Origin of the sequence: Pedobacter sp. (genome assembly GCF_035566355.1) — a bacterium.
Taxonomy (GTDB): domain Bacteria; phylum Bacteroidota; class Bacteroidia; order Sphingobacteriales; family Sphingobacteriaceae; genus Pedobacter.
This window is the reverse complement of record NZ_DATMRL010000736.1, coordinates 1-2,343: the sequence shown is the minus strand read 5'-3', so window position 1 is coordinate 2,343 and position 2,343 is coordinate 1. Positions and strand designations below refer to the sequence as shown.

Annotated in this window: 2 protein-coding genes; both read right to left on the bottom strand. The window is 39.4% G+C overall.

What is annotated here, in order from left to right:
• A partial coding sequence (locus tag VNZ46_RS29185) for an ABC transporter permease (protein WP_325565209.1) occupies positions 1-720 on the bottom strand: 720 nt, incomplete at its 3' end.
• A gap of 18 nt (positions 721-738) precedes the next feature.
• Positions 739-2,343: FtsX-like permease family protein (locus tag VNZ46_RS29180; protein WP_325565207.1), on the bottom strand; the 1,605-nt coding region annotated here is incomplete at its 5' end.

Below are 2,343 nucleotides of genomic sequence, written 5' to 3'. Positions count from 1 at the left end.
ATCATCAAAAGAAGCCTTCTCTTTAAGCTGCACCAAGGTCAAGCAGGAATTATTTCCCCAATTGATATTTCTTGCCCATGGACTGTTTTGCTCAAACAATTTCCATGAAGCCAGATAAGTAAACTGAATCGTATTGTTTTTTGGTACATCTTCAATTACGCCTTCCACTTTCAACAAATCGACAGCTCCCTCTTTGAGCGGATCCCTGTTTTCAACCTTTATTGTTTTATTGATCGGATCTTCATTTCCAAATAATTTCCGGGCCATACTTTCTGTCAGCACAACAGAATTTACTCCTTTCAATACCTGGTCCGGATTACCTTTAATGAATTTAAAATCCAGTATCTTCAGAAATTCAGGATCTGCAAATACCATGGGTTCCTTAAAACTGTTCTTGTTATAACTGATCAGCTGAGGGCTGGGATAAGAGGAATGAGAGGCATAGGCAACACCCGGTATTTTAGTCCGGACTTCATTGGCCATAACCGTTGGTGTCCAGGCCCAGCTAAAAGTCTGAGTTGGTGTTACGGAGTTGTTATACACTACATAAGTTCTATCATAATTCTTAAATTGCTTGTCATAGCCCCATTCATAAGCAACATACAGCAACAAGACCATGCAACTGGCCAGCCCTATAGCCAAACCTCCAATATTAATAAGTGTAAAGCCTTTATGCCTCCACAAACTACGTAACGCGATTTTCAAATTTAGTTTAAACATATACTCCTTCGTTAAGTATTATTCATATTTAAGCGCATCTATAGGATTCGCTTTCGCAACTTTTACAGACTGCACACTTACCGTGACTATCGCAATGATCAAAGACAGGCTAATGGCAATCGCAAAAGGCAGAAAGGAAAGACCAACTCTGAATTCATAACCAGACAACCATTTGTTAATGATGATATAAGCCAATGGGAAAGCAATTAAATTGGCAATAGCCACCAGCTTCATAAAATCTTTATTCAGCAGAGTTAAAATATTCATCGTACTGGCACCCAAAACCTTACGGATACTGATTTCCTTTTTCCGCTGTTCCGCCATAAACAAGGCCAGCCCCAGCAATCCCAGACAGGAAATAAAGATGGCAAAACCACCAAACCAATTAGACAAAGTACCCAATAACTGCTCGTTCTGAAATTTTTGTTCAAAATCATCATTGATAAAATGCCGGTCTACAGGAAAATCAGGGTTAATTCTTTTTACCATATCATCAATTTCGTCAACAGAAGCAGAAACGTTCCGGGCCGGGTTTAATCTCATGGTCACATACGCAAGATTATTTATATTATCTCCTATAATCATAGCCGCCGCTCCCTGATATGGTGACTCCATCACAAAATCCTTCATCACCCCAATAATGGTCACCTTTGTATCCCACCTGGTAATAACGGTACCCAAAGGCTCTTTCAATCCCATCACCTTTACTGCAGCCTCATTCACAATCACTTTTGTAGAATCCCGCTGGTTTTCTGAAAATTCCTTACCAGCCACCATATGAGAACCCAAAGTTTTCGTCAAATCAGCCCCGGCATCTCTATAGTTGAACAGGACATTTTCATTTGGATTTTTCCCTGGCCATTCTACCCCAAAAGTATTGTTACCGCCACTATTTAGACTATTGCTAAAATACGTCACATGCGTAACGGCACCTGTCTTAAGCAATTGCTCTTTCAGCAAAGCTAATTTTTCAGGGCGTTTAAGATTCCCCTGGATCGGTATTTCTATCAATCCATTTTGATCGTATCCAACTGGTTTATTCTTTATAAAATTCAGTTGCTGATAAATCACCGATGTACAAACAATTAAACAGGCAGCAAATACAAATTGAAAAACAACCAGGACCCTCCTTACGGAAAACGAGGAATTTCCAGCCATACTGAAACCTTTTAAAACTTTAACCGGATCAAAAGAAGAAAGGTAAAAAGCAGGATAGCTTCCTGCAATGCAACCTGTAAGAAGTGTTAAGCCCAATAAAGTTGCCCAAAACTTCCATTCCCCATAGTTGATGGTCAGCTGGATATTTAACAGATTATTAAAATACGGAAGACACAATTCTATTAAAACAAAAGCCACAACCATACCTAGTAAGGCAAGTAAAACTGACTCCAGCATAAACTGGCTCATCAGCGATTTTCTGGAAGAACCGATGGCTTTTCGAACACCTACCTCCCGTGCTCTTTTTTCTGACCGGGCGGTAGAAAGGTTCATAAAATTCACACAGGCAATGAGCAAAATACAAAAAGCCAGGATAAAGAAAATTTTGATCTGGTCTATCTTACCTCCAACTGATTTACCATTTTCAAAAGTGCTGTATAAATGGTATCTGGATAAAGGATGCAA